The following is an 18,638-nucleotide window of genomic DNA, read 5'->3' on the forward strand; positions in this document are numbered from 1 at the left end:
AACAAATACAGCTAGTCTTTATTTTCTTCAGGGCCAGGTACTTGATTGGCTATAAATACATCAGCTTTTGATGGTTCATAAGCTATTTCTGGATTTTCACCATCAAAATTTATAGCAGCTTTCACCCAATATAAAGGACGTTGTTTTACCTCTTCGAATACGCGCCCTACGTATTCACCAATGATACCAAGTCCTACTAATTGGATTCCGCCGATAAACAATATGGACACGCCCAAGGTGGTCCACCCATTTAATGCTTGCCCCGTTAAGTACACATAGAGTAAATGTAGAATCAAGAGAAAACTCAAGCCACCACATAATACACCTACGTACAAAGCCGCACGCAATGGTACACGAGAAAACGCTGTAACCCCATCAAGAGCAAAGCGAATCATTTTACGTACACTGAATTTCGAAACCCCTGCAAAGCGAGGTGGCGCTACAAAGTGAAGTTCTGCTTGGCGATAACCAAGGGCCCCCACGATACCACGCAAGAAACGTCCATGTTCACGGAAATGTTTCAATGTTTCTAGCGACTTACGATTCATTAAACGGAAATCAGATCCCCCTTCTACGATGGGAACATCTGCCATTTTATTCATCAGCTTATAATAATATTTAGAAGTAAAGGATTTTGCCCAGCTGGCATCCTCTGTAGAGTCTCGAATGGTGCGCACTACATCATACCCATTCTCCCACAACCGTATGAGTTCTGGAATTAATGCTGGTGGATGTTGCATATCACCGTCCATCGTAATTACTGCATCCCCTTTGGCGTAATCAAGACCACAAGTCAATGCAGTTTGATGTCCAAAGTTTCGCGCTAATAAAACGACTTTAACACGAGCATCTAATTTTGCAATTTCTCGCAAAATAACGACCGATGAATCTGTAGATCCATCATCAACATAGATAAGTTCATATTCATATGATAGGCCTGACATAACCTTTGTTACGGCATTGTAAAAAATAGCTATATTTTCTTCTTCATTATATACAGGCACAACAATTGAAATTAACATATATCCTCCGTCGATTACCTTTATATTTTACAGTCAAATAGTCAATATAGGCAAATCCAAAAGGTTAACAATAGCGAAGATGAACCCCATAAATCCAGTAAATAAGCTGTTTTATTGAATTTTGAGGTTTATTCTCTTCATTTTTATTTGTCATTATGACAGCTTATCAATAATACATATATTTATTAAAAAGTTATATTTATACAGTTTTATACATACTATATAAATAGGTGTTAAACCCTGATTTTATAGCCCTGCCGCATCAATCCATGTAGTAAGATCCTCTTCCGCAGTTATGATATCCTCATCATATGCTCCTACAACCTCAGGGTACCGAGATACTTCTACAGTGTGAAGAATTGAGTCATCACGGCCATTTTTGTAGGTACCAATCCAAATTCCAGAAAACTGGGACTCGTACCACTCTACTGGTTGGTCTGTTTCATTAAAGTTAATCGTAATATGTCCACGACCTAATGTTTCTAGTACCTCTACCTGTTCTTCTTCAGTAAGACCGGTTTTCTCAATATATATGGAATAAGTTTCACCTGTTTCACGTAATTGCTTTAATGCTTGACGTAATTCATTCAATATAGCACGCACATTATTATAATTCTCTATCATGCCATCCCTCCTCTCTTGTTAGTATTTTTTAACTTATTTAATCTATAAATACGTTTATCTATCAGATTTTATTTAGGTTCTATTTGTATGCCCCAGCCGCGAAGCACAGAAAGCACACGAGCCTTCACCTCTGGTAAGGCCTGTTGCACAGCTGCACTGGGTTCAAATCCAATTTCTAAGGATTCTGGCTCTACGCCAATGACGATAGCATCCTCTAAAGGATTTTCCTGAATGGCACGAATACGCAATATATCCTGCATACCTACTTCGTGAACGGAAATATGGTCCGTAAAATATTGTTCCAATTCCCGATGTGGAAATTCATATACAGTCCCAGGATTTTTTCCACCATTGATAGCATCGATTAATAGAATTTTTTTCATGCCCCTCATATAGGTCAGCAGTTCCATGCCCATCGTACCACCATCAATCAAGGTGACTTGAGGCGTGAAAGTATAATTAGCTTTTAAATCTTCTACGACATGAACGCCAAGGCCCTCATCGGTAAGTAAGATATTTCCTACCCCTAGAACCACTATGGAGTTATCATAATCATCATAAATGGCTTGTAAATCAATACGCGGGCTCTCAGAGCCCGCGTATTCTTTCAAGCCACTGATGTTTTCAGTACTTGTATCAATCATCTTCTTGTAATTCTCTTTCTCTTGGATCGTCAGGATTGCTTGGACGATATGTTGTGCCAGATGGTTTTTCGATACGTTCACCACGCCGGCGTTTACCATTGAGGTCCTCTAAATCAATTGGATCATGAGCATAATACTTCATGCCAGAAACCATGGCAGATACTTCGCCAGATTCTTCCATAACGTCTTCTCGGAATGCCATGTATACGTGAACGATAGTAAAGAACAAGAATCCCCATGCAATATAGTGATGGATTAAATGAACCTTATATTCACCACCGAACATTGTAACCAATGGTGCAAATATAGAACCTAAAATACCATTTGGATTAATCATGGAATACATTGTAATACCGGTGATGATTTCAAAGAAGAACATGATATACACCATCAAATACGCTGTTCTCGCCAAGGAGTTACGAAGCCAGTGATGTTCATGTTTTTGAGGAATCATCAAATAGTGCAATGTAGTTTCTCGAAGACCGTACCAATATCGTTTTTGACGGAATTTAGGTAATAATCTATCGCCGCGATTATAGAAACCACCCGCCACACGGAAGATAAAGGAGAATGTTAAAATAGCTCCAGCAGTGAAGTGAATACGGCGCATAGTCTCCATAGAGAACCAACCATCTATTGCAAAGGTTGGTTCAGGATTTCCTGTAATCGCCGCAAAGCCTGGGTCACCGATATATAGACCAGTCCAGAACAATGCAGTTACGCTAAGCACCATAGTCCAGTGGAATATACGCAGCCATAAACTAAATACGACATACGCTTTTTTGTCAGTATGTATTAACATAAGCCCACCACCCTTTATTTACACAATGCATCGGTATTGACGGAAACAATCTTTTCGCCTTTTTTATTGTATAAATGGGTTGCACATGCGAGACATGGGTCGAAGGAGTGAATTACCTTCAAGATTTCAAGTGGTTTATCCGCAATTTTAACATGTGTATCAATCATGGAATCTTCGTATGCGCCATGTTCATTGGCAACTGTCTTAGGACATGCATTCCACGTGGATGGTACGATACATTGATAGTTTGCAGAACGACCATCTTTGATGTGAATCCAGTGTCCCAAACCACCGCGAGGTGCATCTACAAGACCAACACCTTTTGCATCTTTAGACCATGTGTTAGGTTCAAATTTAGTCATATCCGCAACGGCAGTATCACCATTTTTAATATTAGTAACAAGTTTATTATAGAAATATTGGCTAATATTTGCTGCCACTTGTGCATCAAGGCCACGACATGCTGTACGACCAACCATTGTTGTCATCCACACATGAGCTGGTACACCCAATACTTGAGATACTGTATCGATTTGGCGAACAATCATCGCTTCTGCCCAAGTTGGGTCTTTAATGATACCCTGTTTTACCTTTGTATAGACTACAATGTATTTTGCTAATGGGCCGACCTCTGCAGTTTTACCTTTGAAAGTCGGAGATTTAATCCAAGAGTATTTTTTATCTTCATCAAGGAATTCCCATTTTTCTTTTGTACCAGATTTAGGGCCTGTGAATTTTGGTTCAGTCACACCATCAATGGGATGAAGTGTGCTTGTACCATTTGGATACGTAAACCAGGAATGATCAACCTCTTCGCTAAGGTATTGTGGATCCATGAAATCCTTACCTTCTAACGGAATAAATGTTGCTTTATCTACGCCAAGGGCAAAGTTCTCTACAACACCATTAGAGCGAACGATACATTTTTTGTGGTAATCGCCATCAGAAATGCCTGTATAAGACTCATCAGGATAGTCACCATAAGACATAACGCGTTTTTTCGCAAGGCCACCACCATCGATCATGCCTTTTTCAACGTACATCTTACCAATTGCTAATAAGTCTGGTACATAGAAGTTGTCTACTAAATCTTTAGCCAATGCAATAGATTGCTCTACTGCAGCAAGACGTTGTGTATTAATAGGTGCATTCATGTCATTCATAGAAATGGAACATGGCATGCCACCAATGATGTAATGTGGATGAGGGTTTTTACCACCGAATACAACGTGAGGAATTACGATGTCACGTTGACGGTCAAGAATATTCAAGTAATGGGATACAGCCATTAAATGAACCTCTGGTGGCAACAAATTATAATCAGGGTGATCCCACCATTGGGCGGAGAAAATCCCCAATTGGCCAGACTCAACGATTTTCTTAACCTTTTGTTGTACCGCTGTAAAGTATGCAGTGGTAGCCTTAGGGAATTCTTTAGGATATGCAGAATCCTTGGATGCTGTTTCAGCAGGTGCTAAACCACTTACATTGTAGGTTGCTAATACATCATTTTGTAATTGAGCTGTTTTTGCTGGATCAGCACTGAGAGCAGCTACAGGGCTCACCCAGTCAAGCGCATGCAAGTGATAGAAATGTACAATATGGTCATGTACATCTAAGCAGCTGTGCATGATATTACGAATGTAGTTTGCATTTCTAGGTATGGTAATACCCAACGCATCTTCTACAGCACGCAAAGACGCTAGTGCATGTGTTGTAGTACATACGCCACAAATACGTTGTACAAAAGCCCAAAGGTCGCGAGGGTCGCGGTCCTTTGCAACGAGCTCAATACCACGCCAAGCAGTACCAGAGGATAATGCGTCCTCTACTTTACCACTTGCTTCATCAACTTTTATTTCTACCCGTAAATGACCTTCAATACGGGAAATCGGATCTACTACTACGCGTTTCATTAGCGACCTCCTCAATTATTATGTTTCTTCTCATCCCACAAACCTTGTTCTTTCAAGCGTTTTTCCTCTTGAATATCAATGTATTTATTGCGAGCAAGGGTTGCAGCACCATGGACGATAACCGCCGCAGTAGCGCCAACAGCTGCTACTGTGCCGATTGTATCAGCCGTAGTAATGGTGTTTGCCAATGGAATATCAGGTAATCGTTTGTAGAATACGTCATTATCCCAAAAACCTTTTTCAGAGCAACCAATACAGCCGTGGCCGGATTGGATTGGGTAGGATAAACCATTCCACCAACGCAAATTACCACAAGAATTATATGTTTGAGGTCCACGACAACCTACTTTGTACAGGCACCAACCTGATTTAGATGCATCATCGTCAAATTTTTCAACGAAAAGACCGGAGTCAAAGAAGGCACGACGATAGCAAGTATCGTGAATACGATTGCCATAGAATTGTTTAGGACGACCTTGAGAATCTAGAGGCGGAATTTGACCGAATAATGCATAGTGCATAACTACACCAGTCATAACCTCTGGGATTGGAGGACAGCCAGGAACCTTGATAATAGGTTTACCAGATACAACAGAGGATACGGATACCGTATTTGTTGGATTTGGTTTTGCTGCTTGAATACCACCCCAAGATGCACAGGAGCCATACTCGATAATGGCCGCTGCACCTTTAGCAGCTTCTAATAAGGACTCCTTAAATGTACGGCCCCCTACTGTACAGTACACACCGTTTTCATCTAACGGAACGCCACCTTCAACAGCAAGGATATATTTGCCATTTTTCTCAGCAATGATTTTTTTGAGGTGTTCCTCTAATGGTTCCCCAGATGCTGCAGCCAATGTATCATCATATTCCAAAGAAATCATATTTAAAATTACATCGGATGTAAACGGTGAAGAAGAACGAATAAAGGATTCACTACAACCTGTACATTCATGACCATGAAGCCAGATTACTGTAGGTAATTCTGTCGTTTCCGCAGCTTTTACCACCGTATTAAGCATGGTAGGTGGCAAACCTAAAATAGCAGTCAGTGCCACGCAAGACTTCATAAATGTACGTCGACTGAGACGTCTCTCTTGAAAGAGAGTCCATAAACTGTTCACACGATTTTTCATGGAATGCAGCCTCCTCACAACAACTTTGAAGCAATATTTCTATATTACCTAATTAACTATTACTATCGAGAAATATCATCTCTTAATTAATTTATTATAACATTTTAATAATTATAAAACTATGACATAATACTCAGTTCTCTATATGTTTATCAAAAAAAATGCCCAGCTAAGTAATTATTATAATTACCTAGCCAGGTGTTATTCATGTATAAATTATTTTATCACTTCATTAATCAAAGCTTCTAATACATTTGCTTTTTTATAGCCAGCAATGCGATCCAATAATTTGCCATCTTTAAAGAATACCATGGAAGGAATACCTTCTACATCTTCTTTTAACAAGATAGGCCGCAAAGCTTTATCTTCTGCATCTACTGTGAAGAATTTAACACGGCCGTCCAATTTTTCTGCTACTGCTTCTACTTCCGGACGCATAACTATGCAAGGTTCACACCAACCAGCCCAGAAATCTACAATAACGAGCTCTTTAGAACCTAATACTAATTCATCAAATTGTTCTACACTAGTAATAGCAGTGATAGCCATCGAAAGGCCTCCTTTTTATAGTTCAATATAAATATCAGGTAAGAAGCAAGCAATCATTAAGCCGAGTTCTGTTCCGCTTGCGCGGTGACGATTATCTTTCTAGGCGTACAGTCGCCTGCACGCTCGAGCGACACAACCCGGAAGGTAGGCGGGACCACCGTTAACCCTTCCCTATTCGGTCTTGCTCCGGATGGGGTTTACCGAGCCAGCCTGTTACCAGACTGCTGGTGAGCTCTTACCTCACCTTTCCACCCTTACCAATTACGTGGCGGTTTCCTTTTCTATGGCACTTTCCCTAAGGTCACCCTCGCCAGACGTTATCTGGCATCCTGCCCTATGGAGCTCGGACTTTCCTCGAATCCAATGGACTCGCAACCGTCTTTCATACTTGCTTCAATTCAGTTTATCATAGCTCTATGCACTATGCAAGAATATCGAATTTTTCTGTTAGGATTATGAAAGTCTCTAATCAAAGAAAAAATCACATTGATTTTCAAAGGACTGTATAGTAATGCCCCAGTTACTTTCTGCTGATTGATTCATTAAATAATCACGAATTCCATCCGCTACGATTTCTTCCGTACCAAAATGTCCTGCATCAACAACGAGTACACCTAATTCTTTTGCTAATTGAGCATCGTGATATTTCAAATCACCGGTGACATATGCATCAGCCTTGATTGCATTCTTAATAAACTCTGCACCACCACCGGAGCAAAGTGCCACAGTTTTAACGGTCTCTTTTTTTATGCCTCCAAATCGTAAATTAGCATGAGGCAAAGACTCTTGTATATGCTCGCGGAAGCTTTCAAAATCCATAGATTCAGGCAATTCACCAACTCGCCCCAAGGTGCGACCCATATTCGGCTCATACATAGCAAATACCTCATAAGCCACCTCTTCATAAGGATGCGCTGCTTTCATAGCCTCAATAACAGCTTGTTTATGATTACTGTCCACAATAACATTGATAGCTACCTCAGGCACTACCGTTAATGAACCCGCTTCGCCTACTACAGGATGGGATTCATCATTACCTCTGAATCGACCTTCGCCGGTAAAACTAAAGCTACAAGCCTCGTAATTGCCAATGCGACCAGCCCCAGCCTTAGCCATTGCGTCGCGCACCGCATCAGCCGCATCAACAGGTACAAAGGTGGTGATTTTATATAGCGTATCAGCCCCTGTAGGAACAAATCCTTTCACATTAACTAACCCTAACCGGCTCGCCAACATATCATTGAGCCCCCCCTCAGCAATATCGAGGTTCGTATGAGCACTATATACAACAATATCGTTTTTTATAAGTTTCTCAATCACATGGCCTTGAGGGCTATCTAGATTTAGGGATTTAATGCCCTTAAAAATAAAGGGATGATGGCTAATAATCATTTGCGCTTGCTCTGAAATAGCATAATCAACCACTTCAGGTGTAATATCAAGGCTAGTTATAATCTTAGAAACCTCACGTTGTTTCGACCCAACCATAAGACCTACATTATCCCAAGATTCAGCATAATGAGGTGGAGCCCATCGTTCCATTGATTCAATAATTTGTTTTGCTGTAACCATAGTATCACTCCTAACGTCTCTAAAAATCAGCGTAATCTCGCTAATTCATCGATTTCACCTTGTAATTCTTTATATTTTTCCGTATGTGAAAGTGCCTCTGTCATGCCGTCTAAGGCGCATTGACGTTGATAAATTAAATAATCTACGTATTCATTCCATAACGCAGGTTTTTCTTGAGCTAATAAAGCCCCTACAGACCAAAGAATGGAAGTAGTGGGTAAATCTATATAGGGATTATCACTTGAAATAGTAACATCAGCATCATTGTGACTAGGATTGCGACTATTCATATCATGACGAATTGCTAAAAATGCGGTGTACATTTTCCCCATATCTTTCATGATAATTTCTTTAATAATCTGGTATCCTTTTTTCACCATGTATTGGCGCAATTCTGCTTGACCATTTTGTGGTTGCAATACATAAAACTCTAGAGGTTCCGGTCCTGCTTTAACGATATCTCGCATCAAGAAACCACCCATGCCACAACAAATGGCACCATTTAGCTCTCCCTGTTTCGTCATCTGTAATCCATCTCCAAGGCGACAGTCGATTACATCACTTAAACCTCGAGATTGAATGTATGATTTTGCTGATTCAAGAGGTCCCTTATTCACATCGCCAGCTATAACACGCTTTGCTTTACCCCGCGTGATTAGCTCTACCGCTAAATAACCATGATCCGTTCCAATATCAGCAATAGCGTCTGCCTTTGGAACGATATCAAATACCGCCTCTAAGCGATTCATCATAGGTTTTGCTTTCATAATTGCCTCGTTTATAACAGGTCCATAGACCTATCTACTATATCACTAGATTAACAATAAAGAGTAATCAAATTTTTATTCTATATATCTGTATTATAACAAAAAACCTGCCCCTAACGGACAGGTTTTAGGTTCGTTTTATACAAGTTTGGTGGGCCCACCTGGGATCGAACCAGGGACCGACCGGTTATGAGCCGGTTGCTCTACCCCTGAGCTATAGGCCCAAGCTTGCGTATAAAATTATACTGAAAATTTTTAGGTACGTCAAGTTATCTACGGTGCTCCGGGCTTAAACAGGATAATTTATCTTATGCGTTTTTTAGTGTTAGGAATCGGTTGATCATATCGTCTTGTTCGAATATGCCTTTTGTGGCGAGGGTGGTTGTTTTGCTATTAGTGGATTTTACGCCACGAGCGCTGACGCAGCTATGGGAGCTGGTGATGTGGACGATGACGTCGTCGGTGCCGGTAGCGATGGAGATGACCTCCGCAATGTCTTCGCCGATTTTTTCTTGCAATTGTAATCGTTTACAGCACATTTCTGCAATACGTGGCATCTTAGAGAGACCGATAACGCGACCTCTAGGAATATAGCCTATACTGATATTCATATCGTACATTAAGGCCATATGGTGTTCACAGTGCGAAAAGCATGTAATGTCCTTTACCACAACCATTTGGTTTGTATCCACCTCAAAGGTTTTACCAAACATATCAGCAATCTCCGCGTTGGTATACTGAATGCCTTCGAACATTTCTTCCATCATTTGAGCTACCCGTTTTGGTGTTTCCACGAGGCCCTCACGGTTTGGATTTTCCCCTAATGCTTCTAGTAGTTGATACACTAGAGATTCTATTCGATTTGTGTCCATGTTATACTCCTTTCGCACCAGGGTCCCAAATAAATTTATGGATTTGCAGCTGAAATTTAACGTTCTGCCAATTATGGGCTTTCATATAATCAACAATCATAGCCCCTTCAATATTTCCCCACACAGGGGACACGAAGATTTGACCATTCGTAGGATATGTTTTAAGAACTTCATCCATACGGTCTAAATCTTGAACAGAACCAACTACAAATTTAATGATATCCTCAGCTGTTGCCATCTTGAAAATGTCTAGATTCATAGAATCTTCTGCCAATGATGATGGCGTTTTATAGTCATAGGTAAACCATACATTATCTCTTTGAAAGCTTGGTACGATAGTACCATTTGTTTCAATATTGAAATCATATTGAGGATTGCGTTTCGTCAATTCATCAATTAGTTCTATAACATCCTGTTCCTGTAAAAGAGGTTCTCCGCCAGTAATAGTGATGCGATGATTACCTAGTTGTTCGATAATATCCGCTACAGCCTGAATACTCATACTTTCAAAAGTACTTTGAGGACCATAACTATACAAAGTATCACAATAAGAACAGCGAATGTTACAATCATGGAGGCGTAAAAAGGTAGTCAAACAACCTTGGCGCTTCCCTTCACCATCAATGGATGCGAATATTTCAATCACGTTCATAGATAGCAACATTTCCTTCTGACTCTTGAACCTCTACCTTAAAGCATTTTGGACCTAATTCGTCGGCAATCCATTTTGCCATATTTTCCGCAGTTGGGTTAATATCCCCTAACACATCATTAATATGTTTATGATCCAAGCGACCATGAATCTTCTCTTTAATAATTGTAAAGTCAATAACCATACCATTGTGATCCAATTCTTCACTGCGTGCATGTACAGTAATAATCCAGTTATGGCCATGTAGGTTTTGACATTTACTTGGATAATCTAATGTTAGTTTGTGAGATGCACTCACCTCTAAACGTTTACTAACGGTATACATAAAAACTCCTTTTGTATATCTGTAATCTATCTTTTTATTATAACATGCTATGATAATACAAAAAATACAGTCCTCTCAAAGAACTCAATTGTCTCATAAACAGATGACATACGAGGAATGTTGAGAGGGACTGTATTTTGACTTTATAAGAAATCTTTTATTTTATCGCGTTTTCCACGATTGCGTAATTTCGTTAACGCTTTACCTTCGATTTGACGAATACGTTCACGTGTTACATTAAAGTGTTGACCTACTTCTTCAAGTGTACGTGGTTTACCATCTTTCAAACCAAAACGTAAAATCAATACTTGTTGCTCACGATCAGTTAAGCATGTAAATACGTCTTCGATTTGTTCTTGCAACAAGATATAGCTAGCCGCATCATCTGGTGCCACCGCATCTTGGTCTTCGATAAAATCACCCAAGTGGGAGTCTTCTTCTTCACCGATTGGTGTTTCCAAGGATACAGGCTCTTGTGCAATTTTTTGAATTTCACGAACACGTTCTGCAGTAATGCCCATGCCTTCTGCAATTTCTTCCGGCGTAGGTTCTCTACCTTTATCTTGCAATAATTGTCGAGAAATACGAATCAATTTATTGATTGTTTCAACCATATGAACTGGAATACGTATTGTTCTTGCTTGGTCAGCAATGGCCCGTGTAATCGCTTGACGAATCCACCATGTTGCATAGGTGGAGAATTTATAACCTTTTGTGTAATCGAATTTATCTACCGCTTTGATAAGGCCTAAATTACCTTCTTGAATCAAGTCCAAGAATAACATACCTCTACCAACATAGCGTTTAGCAATACTTACAACTAGGCGCAAGTTAGCATCTACCAATTTCTTCTTAGCCTTCTTGCTAAGCTGTATTTCTTTATATGTAGCATCCTCTGCTGCCCCAGCTTCGATTTGTTTTGCTAAAACAATTTCTTCATCGGCGGATAACAATGGAACACGACCAATTTCTTTCAAATACATGCGAACTGGGTCGTCGATATTAACGCTAGCATCCACACTTAAATCTATGGATATATGTTTTTCTGATGCGCCTTCAACATCTTCATCATCAGGTTCAGGTTCGAGGGCATCGTCTTTATCTTCGTCATCAACATCTGGAACAACTTCGATGTTTAATTTGTTAAAAGTAACATAAATATCATCCAATTGTTCTGCTGTTAAATCAGTTTGCTCATGAAGAGCATCTGAAATTTCCGATTGTGTCAACACACCGCTTTTACGGCCTTTTTCAAGAAGTTGTGCAACAATCTCCTCTATTTGACTTTTTTGTTCTTTCTTAGCCACAGCGCTCTCCTTTATCAATTACTATTTAGACCATTCTCTAATTAGATTTTGTATTTCCTGACACTTATGTAATTCGCTAATAAATGTCGAATCTCCTGCACGTTTTAATTGATCGGCCAAAATTGAGTGCATTTTATATTGTTCCCGTAGGGAATGAAGCCGTATTTTACGGATAAGTACAGGCACCGCTTCATTTACTTCAATCATCATAAGCCGTGAAAAAATTTCATATTCTTGAGGCGTTAGCACGACCTCTACAGATTCCGGCTGATATTGACCAGTTTGAGTAAATAAGGTGTATATCTTTTCTATTATACCGCGATATTGAATATTTTGAAAGTCCTCTAAGGGTAAATACTGTATAACCTCTTGTAAGGCCTGTGGATTTGTAATGGCTAATGCCATTAATAACTCTTCATCACCACTGACAATATCCTTGGGCTTTGTGGCCCCTTCATTCACTAATTCAATATTTCCCTTTTGTGTGTAGTTTCTAAAATAACGAAATATAGTGCTATTATCTAACCACAACGGCAATGCTAGTGCCTTTAATGCATCATCTCGCACGGTTTGGCTATGGATATTCGCAATGAATGGGAATATATCCTGCATAACCGCCTGCTTACCTTCCGCTTCATTGGTATCATGTTTTATAAGCGATTCACTCAATAAATAGTCTAGAGGTTTAACCGCTTTTTCTACGAGTTCTCTAAACGCCTGTCCTCCATGATTTCGCACATAATCGTCTGGGTCCTTACCATCTGGCATAGCTAATACGCGAACCTTAAAATCTGTATTCTGCAATAATTCAATGGCTCGAGCAGCAGCTTGACGTCCGGCACCATCCATATCATAAGCTAATATAATTTCATCTGCTTGGCGCATCAAGATATGACCATGATCCTTTGTATATGCAGTTCCCAATGAAGCCACTACATTGGTGACGCCCTTATTATGAGCTGAAATAACGTCCATATAGCCTTCAACTAAGATGGCTTGTTTGTGCTCACGTATCGATTTATAGGCTTTATCAAAGGCAAATAGAATTTTCCCTTTCTCAAAGATTTGGCATTCTGGAGAGTTCAAATACTTAGGCGTGCTATCATCCATGACGCGGCCACCAAATCCCACTACACGGCCTTTACCATCCATGATAGGAAACATAACTCGGTTCCGGAAGAAATCATAAGCTTGACCCTTTTCATTCTTACGAATCAAATTGAGCTCAATCAAAATCGATTCCTCGATGCCTCGTTCTCTAAAGGCTTTGTATAACTTATCCCATCCATCAGGGGCAAATCCAAGCTTAAACTTTTCTATCGTTTCATCCGTAAGTCCCCGTTTTTTAAGGTACTCTAATCCCACCTTGCCAAACGATGTTTTGAGCAAACAATTATGAAAGAAATTCGCTGCTAAGTCGCACGCTTCATATAGTTTCTTTCGCCGCTCTTCTCTTGCCCGTACCTCTGGTGAAAGCTTTGCCTCTGGTAATGGTATATTCGCGCGATTTGCAAGGCGTTCTAAGGCCTCTACAAAGGTAATCCCCTCTAATTCCATCAAAAATTTAATAGCATTACCCGATGCATGACAGCCAAAACAATAATAAAACCCCTTATCTGGAGCTACACTAAATGACGGCGTCTTTTCATTATGAAATGGACAACATCCCCAATAATTTTTTCCTTTTTTCTTTAAAGCAACATGTTCTGATACGACGGATACGATATCATTAGCATCTTTAATTTGTTCAATTAATTCATTTTCAAAATATCGACTCACCAGAACACCTCCCCTGCTTTGTATCCCTATTTTTATCGACTATACAACCATAGACGAAAAAGGTCTATAATTCTATATTCGATAAAACTTTCAAAAATCCTCTAAAAAGAATAGATAAGAACTAAAAAGGATAGGCTGCAATATAATATTGCAGCCTTAATTTGATATAATGCTTATTTAGCGTAATCTACAACGCGTGTTTCACGAATGATAACAACCTTAATTTGACCAGGGTATTCTAATTCGGATTCAATGCGTTTTACGATATTCCGAACAAGTAATGTAGACTCAGCTTCATCAATCTTATCCGGTTTTACTACAACGCGAATCTCACGGCCAGCTTGAATTGCAAAGCATTTTTCAACACCTTCGAAAGATTCGGCGATTTCTTCCAATTTAGATAATCGTTTTAAGTAATTTTCTAATGTTTCTCTACGCGCGCCTGGACGTGCTGCAGAGATAGCATCTGCAGCTGCTACGAGAACAGCTTCTACTGTTTGGAATTCTTCATCGCCATGATGAGCACCAATACAGTTGATTACAGCAGCGCTTTCACGATATTTACGAGCTACATCGACACCAATTTCCACGTGGGAACCTTCGATTTCACGATCCAGAGCCTTACCAATATCATGTATTAAGCCGCCCCGTTTAGCTAATGTAACATCACAGCCAAGTTCTGCTGCCATAAGACCTGCTAAATGGGATACTTCAATAGAGTGTTTTAACACATTTTGACCGTAACTAGTACGATACTTCAAACGACCTAAAATTTTAATAATTTCAGGATGTAAACCGTGAACATCAGCCTCAAAAGTAGCTTGTTCACCAGCCTCTTTAATTGTTTGGTCCACCTCTTTACGAGCCTTTGCCACCATCTCTTCAATGCGAGCAGGATGGATACGACCATCAACAATTAGTTTTTCCAATGCGATTCGTGCTACTTCACGACGAATTGGATCAAAGCCAGATAAAATTACGGCCTCTGGTGTATCATCGATGATTAAATCGATACCAGTTAATGTTTCTAGAGCGCGAATATTACGGCCTTCACGACCAATAATACGACCCTTCATTTCATCGTTTGGCAATGCTACTACAGAAACTGTTGTTTCTGCTACATGGTCAGCTGCACAGCGTTGAATTGCACCAGAAATAATTTCCTTTGCTTTCTTTTCCGCTTCATCTTTGGCTTGCTGTTCCATTTCTTTTACCATCATAGCCGTTTCATGACGGATTTCTTGTTCCACATTGGTTAACAAGATGTTCCTTGCCTCATCAAAGGTTAAGCCAGAAATACGTTCTAATTCTGCCATTTGCTTTTCATATAAAGCATCAACCTTTTCTTGGCTTTGAACTAAGTCAGCTTCTTTACGATGTAAAGCTTCCTCTTTGTGCTCAATATTGTCTAATTTTTTGTCCAAAGATTCTTCTTTTTGAAGAATACGGCGTTCCATACGTTGTAATTCAGAACGACGATCTTTATTTTCTCGTTCCACATCAGAACGGAGCTTATGAATTTCTTCTTTCGCTTCTAATAAAGCTTCTTTCTTTTTAGACTCGGCCATGCGCTCACCATTTGCGATAATGCGCTCAGCCTCTTGCTCAGCTTGATTCAGTTTTCCTTCTGCGATATTTTTTCGTAAAAAATAACCTACACCTAGTCCAATCAGTACCATTACCACTGCAATTAGACTATATTCTAAAATCAGACCCACCTCCTGTATCGTCACACACGGGCATTTGCCCCTTGATTCCAGATTTTCAAAATACCAAATTACATAACCTTATAACTAAATTGTATATTTACAAGGCTATTTTAATTTTAGACTTGAATGCCTATTCTGTCAAGGTTGACAGGCCTCTGAAACCTTTGTAATGGTGCTCATAGAGAAGCCTCTATTGCGAAGAAAATTCATTACTTTTATGCGTGATGTATCACTGATATGTTCACCGTATTTTTTATCTACTACGCGATACGCGGCCGCTAACTCATCATAGCTTTCAATATCACGAGGAACCTCAAGACCACGCAATTTCATTTTTTGTCTAATAAGAAAGGCACCATATTTCTGTTCTCTCATTAAGTACGATACAACTTGTTTTGCTAATCGTTCATCGTTTATATAATCGTAGTAAATCAGCCGTTCTTCCACGTAATCAATCAATTCTGATGCAATTTGTTTACGTTTCATTTTTTGGCGTAATTCATAAGAGCTCAAAAACCGTTGTCCTAAAAATCGATATGCTTGATCTAAGGCCGCCTGTTTCTCTTCTTCTGTAAACATATTATCTGTCATAATAACCTCAGTAAAAAAGGGCTACCTAGTAGCCCTTTCAGTATATATGATGTAACAATTAATCTTCTTCAGGAGTAACATCTTCCCCTACAACATCAAATGTTTCTGGTTCAGCTGCTAATGTATCGCGAATGATACGATCGATTTCTTCTGCTACTTGAGGGTTATCAAAGAGATATTGTTTAGCCGCCTCTTTACCTTGGCCCATGCGTTCACCATTATAAGAATACCATGCACCGGATTTTTTGATAATTTCCATATTAGTACCGATATCGATTAAAGTACCTTCTTTGGAAATGCCTTGGCCATACATCAAGTCAAATTCAGCGGTTTTGAATGGAGGTGCCACCTTATTCTTAACAACCTTAACCTTTGTACGAGCCCCTACGTTCTCATTATTAGCCTTAATCAATTCGCCCTTACGTACATCGAGACGTACAGAAGAATAGAATTTTAAAGCGCGACCACCAGTAGTTGTTTCTGGGTTACCAAACATTACGCCTACTTTTTCACGCAATTGGTTGATAAAGATAACAACGGTTTTAGTTTTATTAATAGTACCTGTTAGTTTACGCAATGCTTTACTCATCAAACGAGCGTGAAGGCCTACGTGAGCATCGCCCATTTCCCCTTCGATTTCCGCTTTCGGTACCAATGCAGCAACTGAGTCAACTACTACGATATCTACAGCACCGCTACGAACAAGAGCCTCTGTAATTTCTAGAGCTTGTTCACCATTATCTGGCTGAGAAATCAATAGATTATTGATGTCTACACCAAGATTGCGTGCATAGATTGGGTCCATAGCATGTTCCGCATCAATAAATGCAGCAACACCACCTTGTTTTTGTGCTTCTGCTACGGCATGAAGAGCCACTGTTGTTTTACCAGATGATTCAGGACCATAAATTTCGATCACACGGCCACGCGGAAAACCACCTACACCTACAGCAAGGTCAATAGCAAGAGAACCAGAGGAAATAACCTCTACATTCATACGATCTGCCGCTTCACCTAGGCGCATAATAGCACCTTTACCGAAATCCTTTTCTATTTGTTTTAATGCGTTATCTAACGCCGCTTGTCTACCATCAAGAGCCATTATTTATCCCCTTTTTCTTGAATATATAAGTTCACATAATATAATGCTAATTCAGCCGCACTAAGGCGGATATCTTCACGATTACCAATTAAATTTACTTTGTGTGCCACTGTTCCTTGTGGACCAGTTACACCAATCCACACAAGACCTACTGGTTTATTGGCTGTGCCACCACCAGGACCCGCTATGCCCGTTGTGGACACTGCATATGTAGTATTACATACGCGCTTTGCTCCTTCTGCCATCGCTTTCGCCACTGGTTCACTAACAGCACCATATGTGTCGAGTAATTTTTGTGGCACACCTAGCACTCGATGCTTTACATCATTGCTATAGGATATAATGCCTCCCATATAGTAATCACTACTACCGCTTACATTGGTTAATAATTTACCAACAAGTCCCGATGTACAAGATTCAGCCGTAGCAATTGTGGCAGATCCATCTTTTAAGGTATTACCTAAGGTTTCCTCCATAGAAATATCTAGTTCTCGGCCAATATGCGAACCTAAACGCCGATAGATTATATGGGCCCATGGATCCAATAGATCATGTGCTGCTTTTAAAGATTCAGCCTTAGCAGTAATGCGCAATTCGATGTAACCTTTTTTAATTAACAGAGCTATGGTCGGATTGGATTGTTGTTTAATCAAATCCATAACACGCTCTTCTAAATCGATTTCTCGAATATCATAAACCGCATATCGATAAGAGGTTACAACCCCTTGAGAGCCAAAGCGCTTAGAAAGATAAGGGACAACGCTCTGTTCAAACATGCCTTTCATTTCACCAGGAGGTCCTGGTAACAAAATGTAGGTTACATCCCCATCTACGGTTACTACACCAGGTGCGACACCGACAGGATTTTCTAGGACACTAGACCCTTCTGGCAACATAGCCTCTCTGCGACTCGCATCAGGCATTTCACGACCAACACGCTTAAAGAATTGTCTCACCTCAGCCATGGCATCTTCATTATATACTACATTGCGATCCAATGAAGAAGCTAATACTTGTCGTGTTATATCACCTTGAGTTGGTCCCAATCCACCGGTACTAATGACAATATCAGCACGTTGACCAGCTTTTCTAAAGACCTCTGCCATGCGTCCAGGATTATCGCCTACTACGGACTGATAGGCAACGGAATAACCTAATTTATTAAGCTCCTGTGCTAACCAGGAGACATTTGTATTCACCGTATCCCCTAGTAATAATTCAGAGCCTGTAGAAATTAATTCTACAATCATCGTAAATACCTCCCAT

Annotated in this window: 18 protein-coding genes, 1 tRNA gene and 1 other RNA gene; all 20 read right to left on the reverse strand. The window is 39.9% G+C overall.

Annotated elements, in window-relative coordinates:
- Positions 1 to 11: 11 nt before the first annotated feature.
- The 20 genes from VTHSUH11_RS02710 to VTHSUH11_RS02805 all read right to left on the reverse strand — a co-directional run bounded on the left by VTHSUH11_RS02710 (position 12) and on the right by VTHSUH11_RS02805 (position 18,622).
- The gene (locus tag VTHSUH11_RS02710) at positions 12 to 1,022 is read right to left on the reverse strand and encodes a glycosyltransferase family 2 protein (RefSeq protein WP_059363332.1); all 1,011 of its coding nucleotides are present in this window, start codon (positions 1,020 to 1,022) and stop codon (positions 12 to 14) included.
- A gap of 246 nt (positions 1,023 to 1,268) precedes the next feature.
- Complete coding sequence (locus VTHSUH11_RS02715; protein WP_059363338.1) at positions 1,269 to 1,646, reverse strand: hydrogenase expression/formation C-terminal domain-containing protein; 378 nt, start codon at positions 1,644 to 1,646, stop codon at positions 1,269 to 1,271.
- Positions 1,647 to 1,714: 68 nt separating this feature from the next.
- Positions 1,715 to 2,290 (reverse strand): HyaD/HybD family hydrogenase maturation endopeptidase, encoded by a 576-nt coding sequence (locus tag VTHSUH11_RS02720; protein ID WP_105092567.1) that lies wholly within the window; start codon positions 2,288 to 2,290, stop codon positions 1,715 to 1,717.
- Positions 2,283 to 3,092, reverse strand: coding sequence for a Ni/Fe-hydrogenase, b-type cytochrome subunit (gene cybH, locus VTHSUH11_RS02725; RefSeq protein ID WP_059363349.1), 810 nt, complete (start codon positions 3,090 to 3,092; stop codon positions 2,283 to 2,285). The genes VTHSUH11_RS02720 and cybH overlap by 8 nt, the downstream gene beginning before the upstream one ends.
- Positions 3,093 to 3,106: 14 nt before the next feature.
- Entirely contained in the window at positions 3,107 to 5,008 is a 1,902-nt protein-coding gene (locus VTHSUH11_RS02730) for a nickel-dependent hydrogenase large subunit (protein ID WP_105092568.1), read from the reverse strand.
- An 11-nt stretch (positions 5,009 to 5,019) separates the two neighbouring features.
- A complete protein-coding gene (locus VTHSUH11_RS02735; protein ID WP_105092569.1) occupies positions 5,020 to 6,147 on the reverse strand; it encodes a hydrogenase small subunit in 1,128 nt (375 codons plus the stop codon).
- A 216-nt stretch (positions 6,148 to 6,363) separates the two neighbouring features.
- On the reverse strand, positions 6,364 to 6,696 hold the full coding sequence (locus VTHSUH11_RS02740) for a thioredoxin family protein (protein ID WP_105092570.1): 333 nt from the start codon (positions 6,694 to 6,696) through the stop codon (positions 6,364 to 6,366).
- A gap of 38 nt (positions 6,697 to 6,734) precedes the next feature.
- An RNA gene (gene rnpB, locus VTHSUH11_RS02745) (RNase P RNA component class A) lies at positions 6,735 to 7,091 on the reverse strand.
- Positions 7,092 to 7,161: 70 nt separating this feature from the next.
- Positions 7,162 to 8,268 (reverse strand): Nif3-like dinuclear metal center hexameric protein, encoded by a 1,107-nt coding sequence (locus VTHSUH11_RS02750; RefSeq protein ID WP_105092571.1) that lies wholly within the window; start codon positions 8,266 to 8,268, stop codon positions 7,162 to 7,164.
- A gap of 26 nt (positions 8,269 to 8,294) precedes the next feature.
- Positions 8,295 to 9,035 (reverse strand): tRNA (adenine(22)-N(1))-methyltransferase, encoded by a 741-nt coding sequence (locus tag VTHSUH11_RS02755; RefSeq protein WP_105092572.1) that lies wholly within the window; start codon positions 9,033 to 9,035, stop codon positions 8,295 to 8,297.
- A gap of 149 nt (positions 9,036 to 9,184) precedes the next feature.
- Positions 9,185 to 9,259, reverse strand: a tRNA-Ile gene (locus VTHSUH11_RS02760).
- A gap of 84 nt (positions 9,260 to 9,343) precedes the next feature.
- A complete protein-coding gene (gene folE, locus VTHSUH11_RS02765; RefSeq protein WP_105092573.1) occupies positions 9,344 to 9,907 on the reverse strand; it encodes a GTP cyclohydrolase I FolE in 564 nt (187 codons plus the stop codon).
- Between the two features lies 1 nt (position 9,908).
- Positions 9,909 to 10,571: a radical SAM protein gene (locus VTHSUH11_RS02770; RefSeq protein ID WP_105092574.1), complete on the reverse strand. Its 663-nt coding sequence runs from the start codon at positions 10,569 to 10,571 to the stop codon at positions 9,909 to 9,911.
- The gene (gene queD / locus VTHSUH11_RS02775) at positions 10,546 to 10,884 is read right to left on the reverse strand and encodes a 6-carboxytetrahydropterin synthase QueD (protein ID WP_105092575.1); all 339 of its coding nucleotides are present in this window, start codon (positions 10,882 to 10,884) and stop codon (positions 10,546 to 10,548) included. The genes VTHSUH11_RS02770 and queD overlap by 26 nt, the downstream gene beginning before the upstream one ends.
- A 143-nt stretch (positions 10,885 to 11,027) precedes the next feature.
- A complete protein-coding gene (gene rpoD / locus VTHSUH11_RS02780; RefSeq protein WP_059363365.1) occupies positions 11,028 to 12,191 on the reverse strand; it encodes an RNA polymerase sigma factor RpoD in 1,164 nt (387 codons plus the stop codon).
- Positions 12,192 to 12,212: 21 nt separating this feature from the next.
- A complete protein-coding gene (gene dnaG / locus VTHSUH11_RS02785) occupies positions 12,213 to 13,970 on the reverse strand; it encodes a DNA primase (RefSeq protein WP_105092576.1) in 1,758 nt (585 codons plus the stop codon).
- A 173-nt stretch (positions 13,971 to 14,143) separates the two neighbouring features.
- Positions 14,144 to 15,703 carry a ribonuclease Y gene (gene rny / locus VTHSUH11_RS02790; RefSeq protein ID WP_371851258.1) on the reverse strand — a complete coding sequence of 520 codons (1,560 nt, stop codon included), beginning with the start codon at positions 15,701 to 15,703 and terminating at the stop codon, positions 14,144 to 14,146.
- Between the two features lie 114 nt (positions 15,704 to 15,817).
- Entirely contained in the window at positions 15,818 to 16,270 is a 453-nt protein-coding gene (locus VTHSUH11_RS02795) for a regulatory protein RecX (RefSeq protein ID WP_059363370.1), read from the reverse strand.
- Positions 16,271 to 16,328: 58 nt separating this feature from the next.
- On the reverse strand, positions 16,329 to 17,372 hold the full coding sequence (recA, locus tag VTHSUH11_RS02800; protein ID WP_105092577.1) for a recombinase RecA: 1,044 nt from the start codon (positions 17,370 to 17,372) through the stop codon (positions 16,329 to 16,331).
- Positions 17,372 to 18,622: a competence/damage-inducible protein A gene (locus tag VTHSUH11_RS02805; protein WP_105092578.1), complete on the reverse strand. Its 1,251-nt coding sequence runs from the start codon at positions 18,620 to 18,622 to the stop codon at positions 17,372 to 17,374. Before VTHSUH11_RS02805 ends, recA begins: the two co-directional genes overlap by 1 nt.
- Between the last annotated feature and the right edge of the window lie 16 nt (positions 18,623 to 18,638).

Origin of the sequence: Veillonella tobetsuensis, from assembly GCF_002959935.1 — a bacterium.
GTDB classification, from domain to species: Bacteria; Bacillota; Negativicutes; order Veillonellales; family Veillonellaceae; genus Veillonella; species Veillonella tobetsuensis.

Coding starts and splice junctions, on each gene's coding strand:
- VTHSUH11_RS02720 (WP_105092567.1), bottom strand. CDS start 2,290: ATGATTGATACAAGTACTGAAAACATCAGTGGCTTGAAAGAATACGCG.
- queD (WP_105092575.1), bottom strand. CDS start 10,884: ATGTATACCGTTAGTAAACGTTTAGAGGTGAGTGCATCTCACAAACTA.
- cybH (WP_059363349.1), bottom strand. CDS start 3,092: ATGTTAATACATACTGACAAAAAAGCGTATGTCGTATTTAGTTTATGG.
- VTHSUH11_RS02715 (WP_059363338.1), bottom strand. CDS start 1,646: ATGATAGAGAATTATAATAATGTGCGTGCTATATTGAATGAATTACGT.
- VTHSUH11_RS02730 (WP_105092568.1), bottom strand. CDS start 5,008: ATGAAACGCGTAGTAGTAGATCCGATTTCCCGTATTGAAGGTCATTTA.
- VTHSUH11_RS02805 (WP_105092578.1), bottom strand. CDS start 18,622: ATGATTGTAGAATTAATTTCTACAGGCTCTGAATTATTACTAGGGGAT.
- VTHSUH11_RS02795 (WP_059363370.1), bottom strand. CDS start 16,270: ATGACAGATAATATGTTTACAGAAGAAGAGAAACAGGCGGCCTTAGAT.
- VTHSUH11_RS02770 (WP_105092574.1), bottom strand. CDS start 10,571: ATGTTGCTATCTATGAACGTGATTGAAATATTCGCATCCATTGATGGT.
- recA (WP_105092577.1), bottom strand. CDS start 17,372: ATGGCTCTTGATGGTAGACAAGCGGCGTTAGATAACGCATTAAAACAA.
- VTHSUH11_RS02755 (WP_105092572.1), bottom strand. CDS start 9,035: ATGAAAGCAAAACCTATGATGAATCGCTTAGAGGCGGTATTTGATATC.
- VTHSUH11_RS02750 (WP_105092571.1), bottom strand. CDS start 8,268: ATGGTTACAGCAAAACAAATTATTGAATCAATGGAACGATGGGCTCCA.
- folE (WP_105092573.1), bottom strand. CDS start 9,907: ATGGACACAAATCGAATAGAATCTCTAGTGTATCAACTACTAGAAGCA.
- VTHSUH11_RS02740 (WP_105092570.1), bottom strand. CDS start 6,696: ATGGCTATCACTGCTATTACTAGTGTAGAACAATTTGATGAATTAGTA.
- VTHSUH11_RS02735 (WP_105092569.1), bottom strand. CDS start 6,147: ATGAAAAATCGTGTGAACAGTTTATGGACTCTCTTTCAAGAGAGACGT.
- VTHSUH11_RS02710 (WP_059363332.1), bottom strand. CDS start 1,022: ATGTTAATTTCAATTGTTGTGCCTGTATATAATGAAGAAGAAAATATA.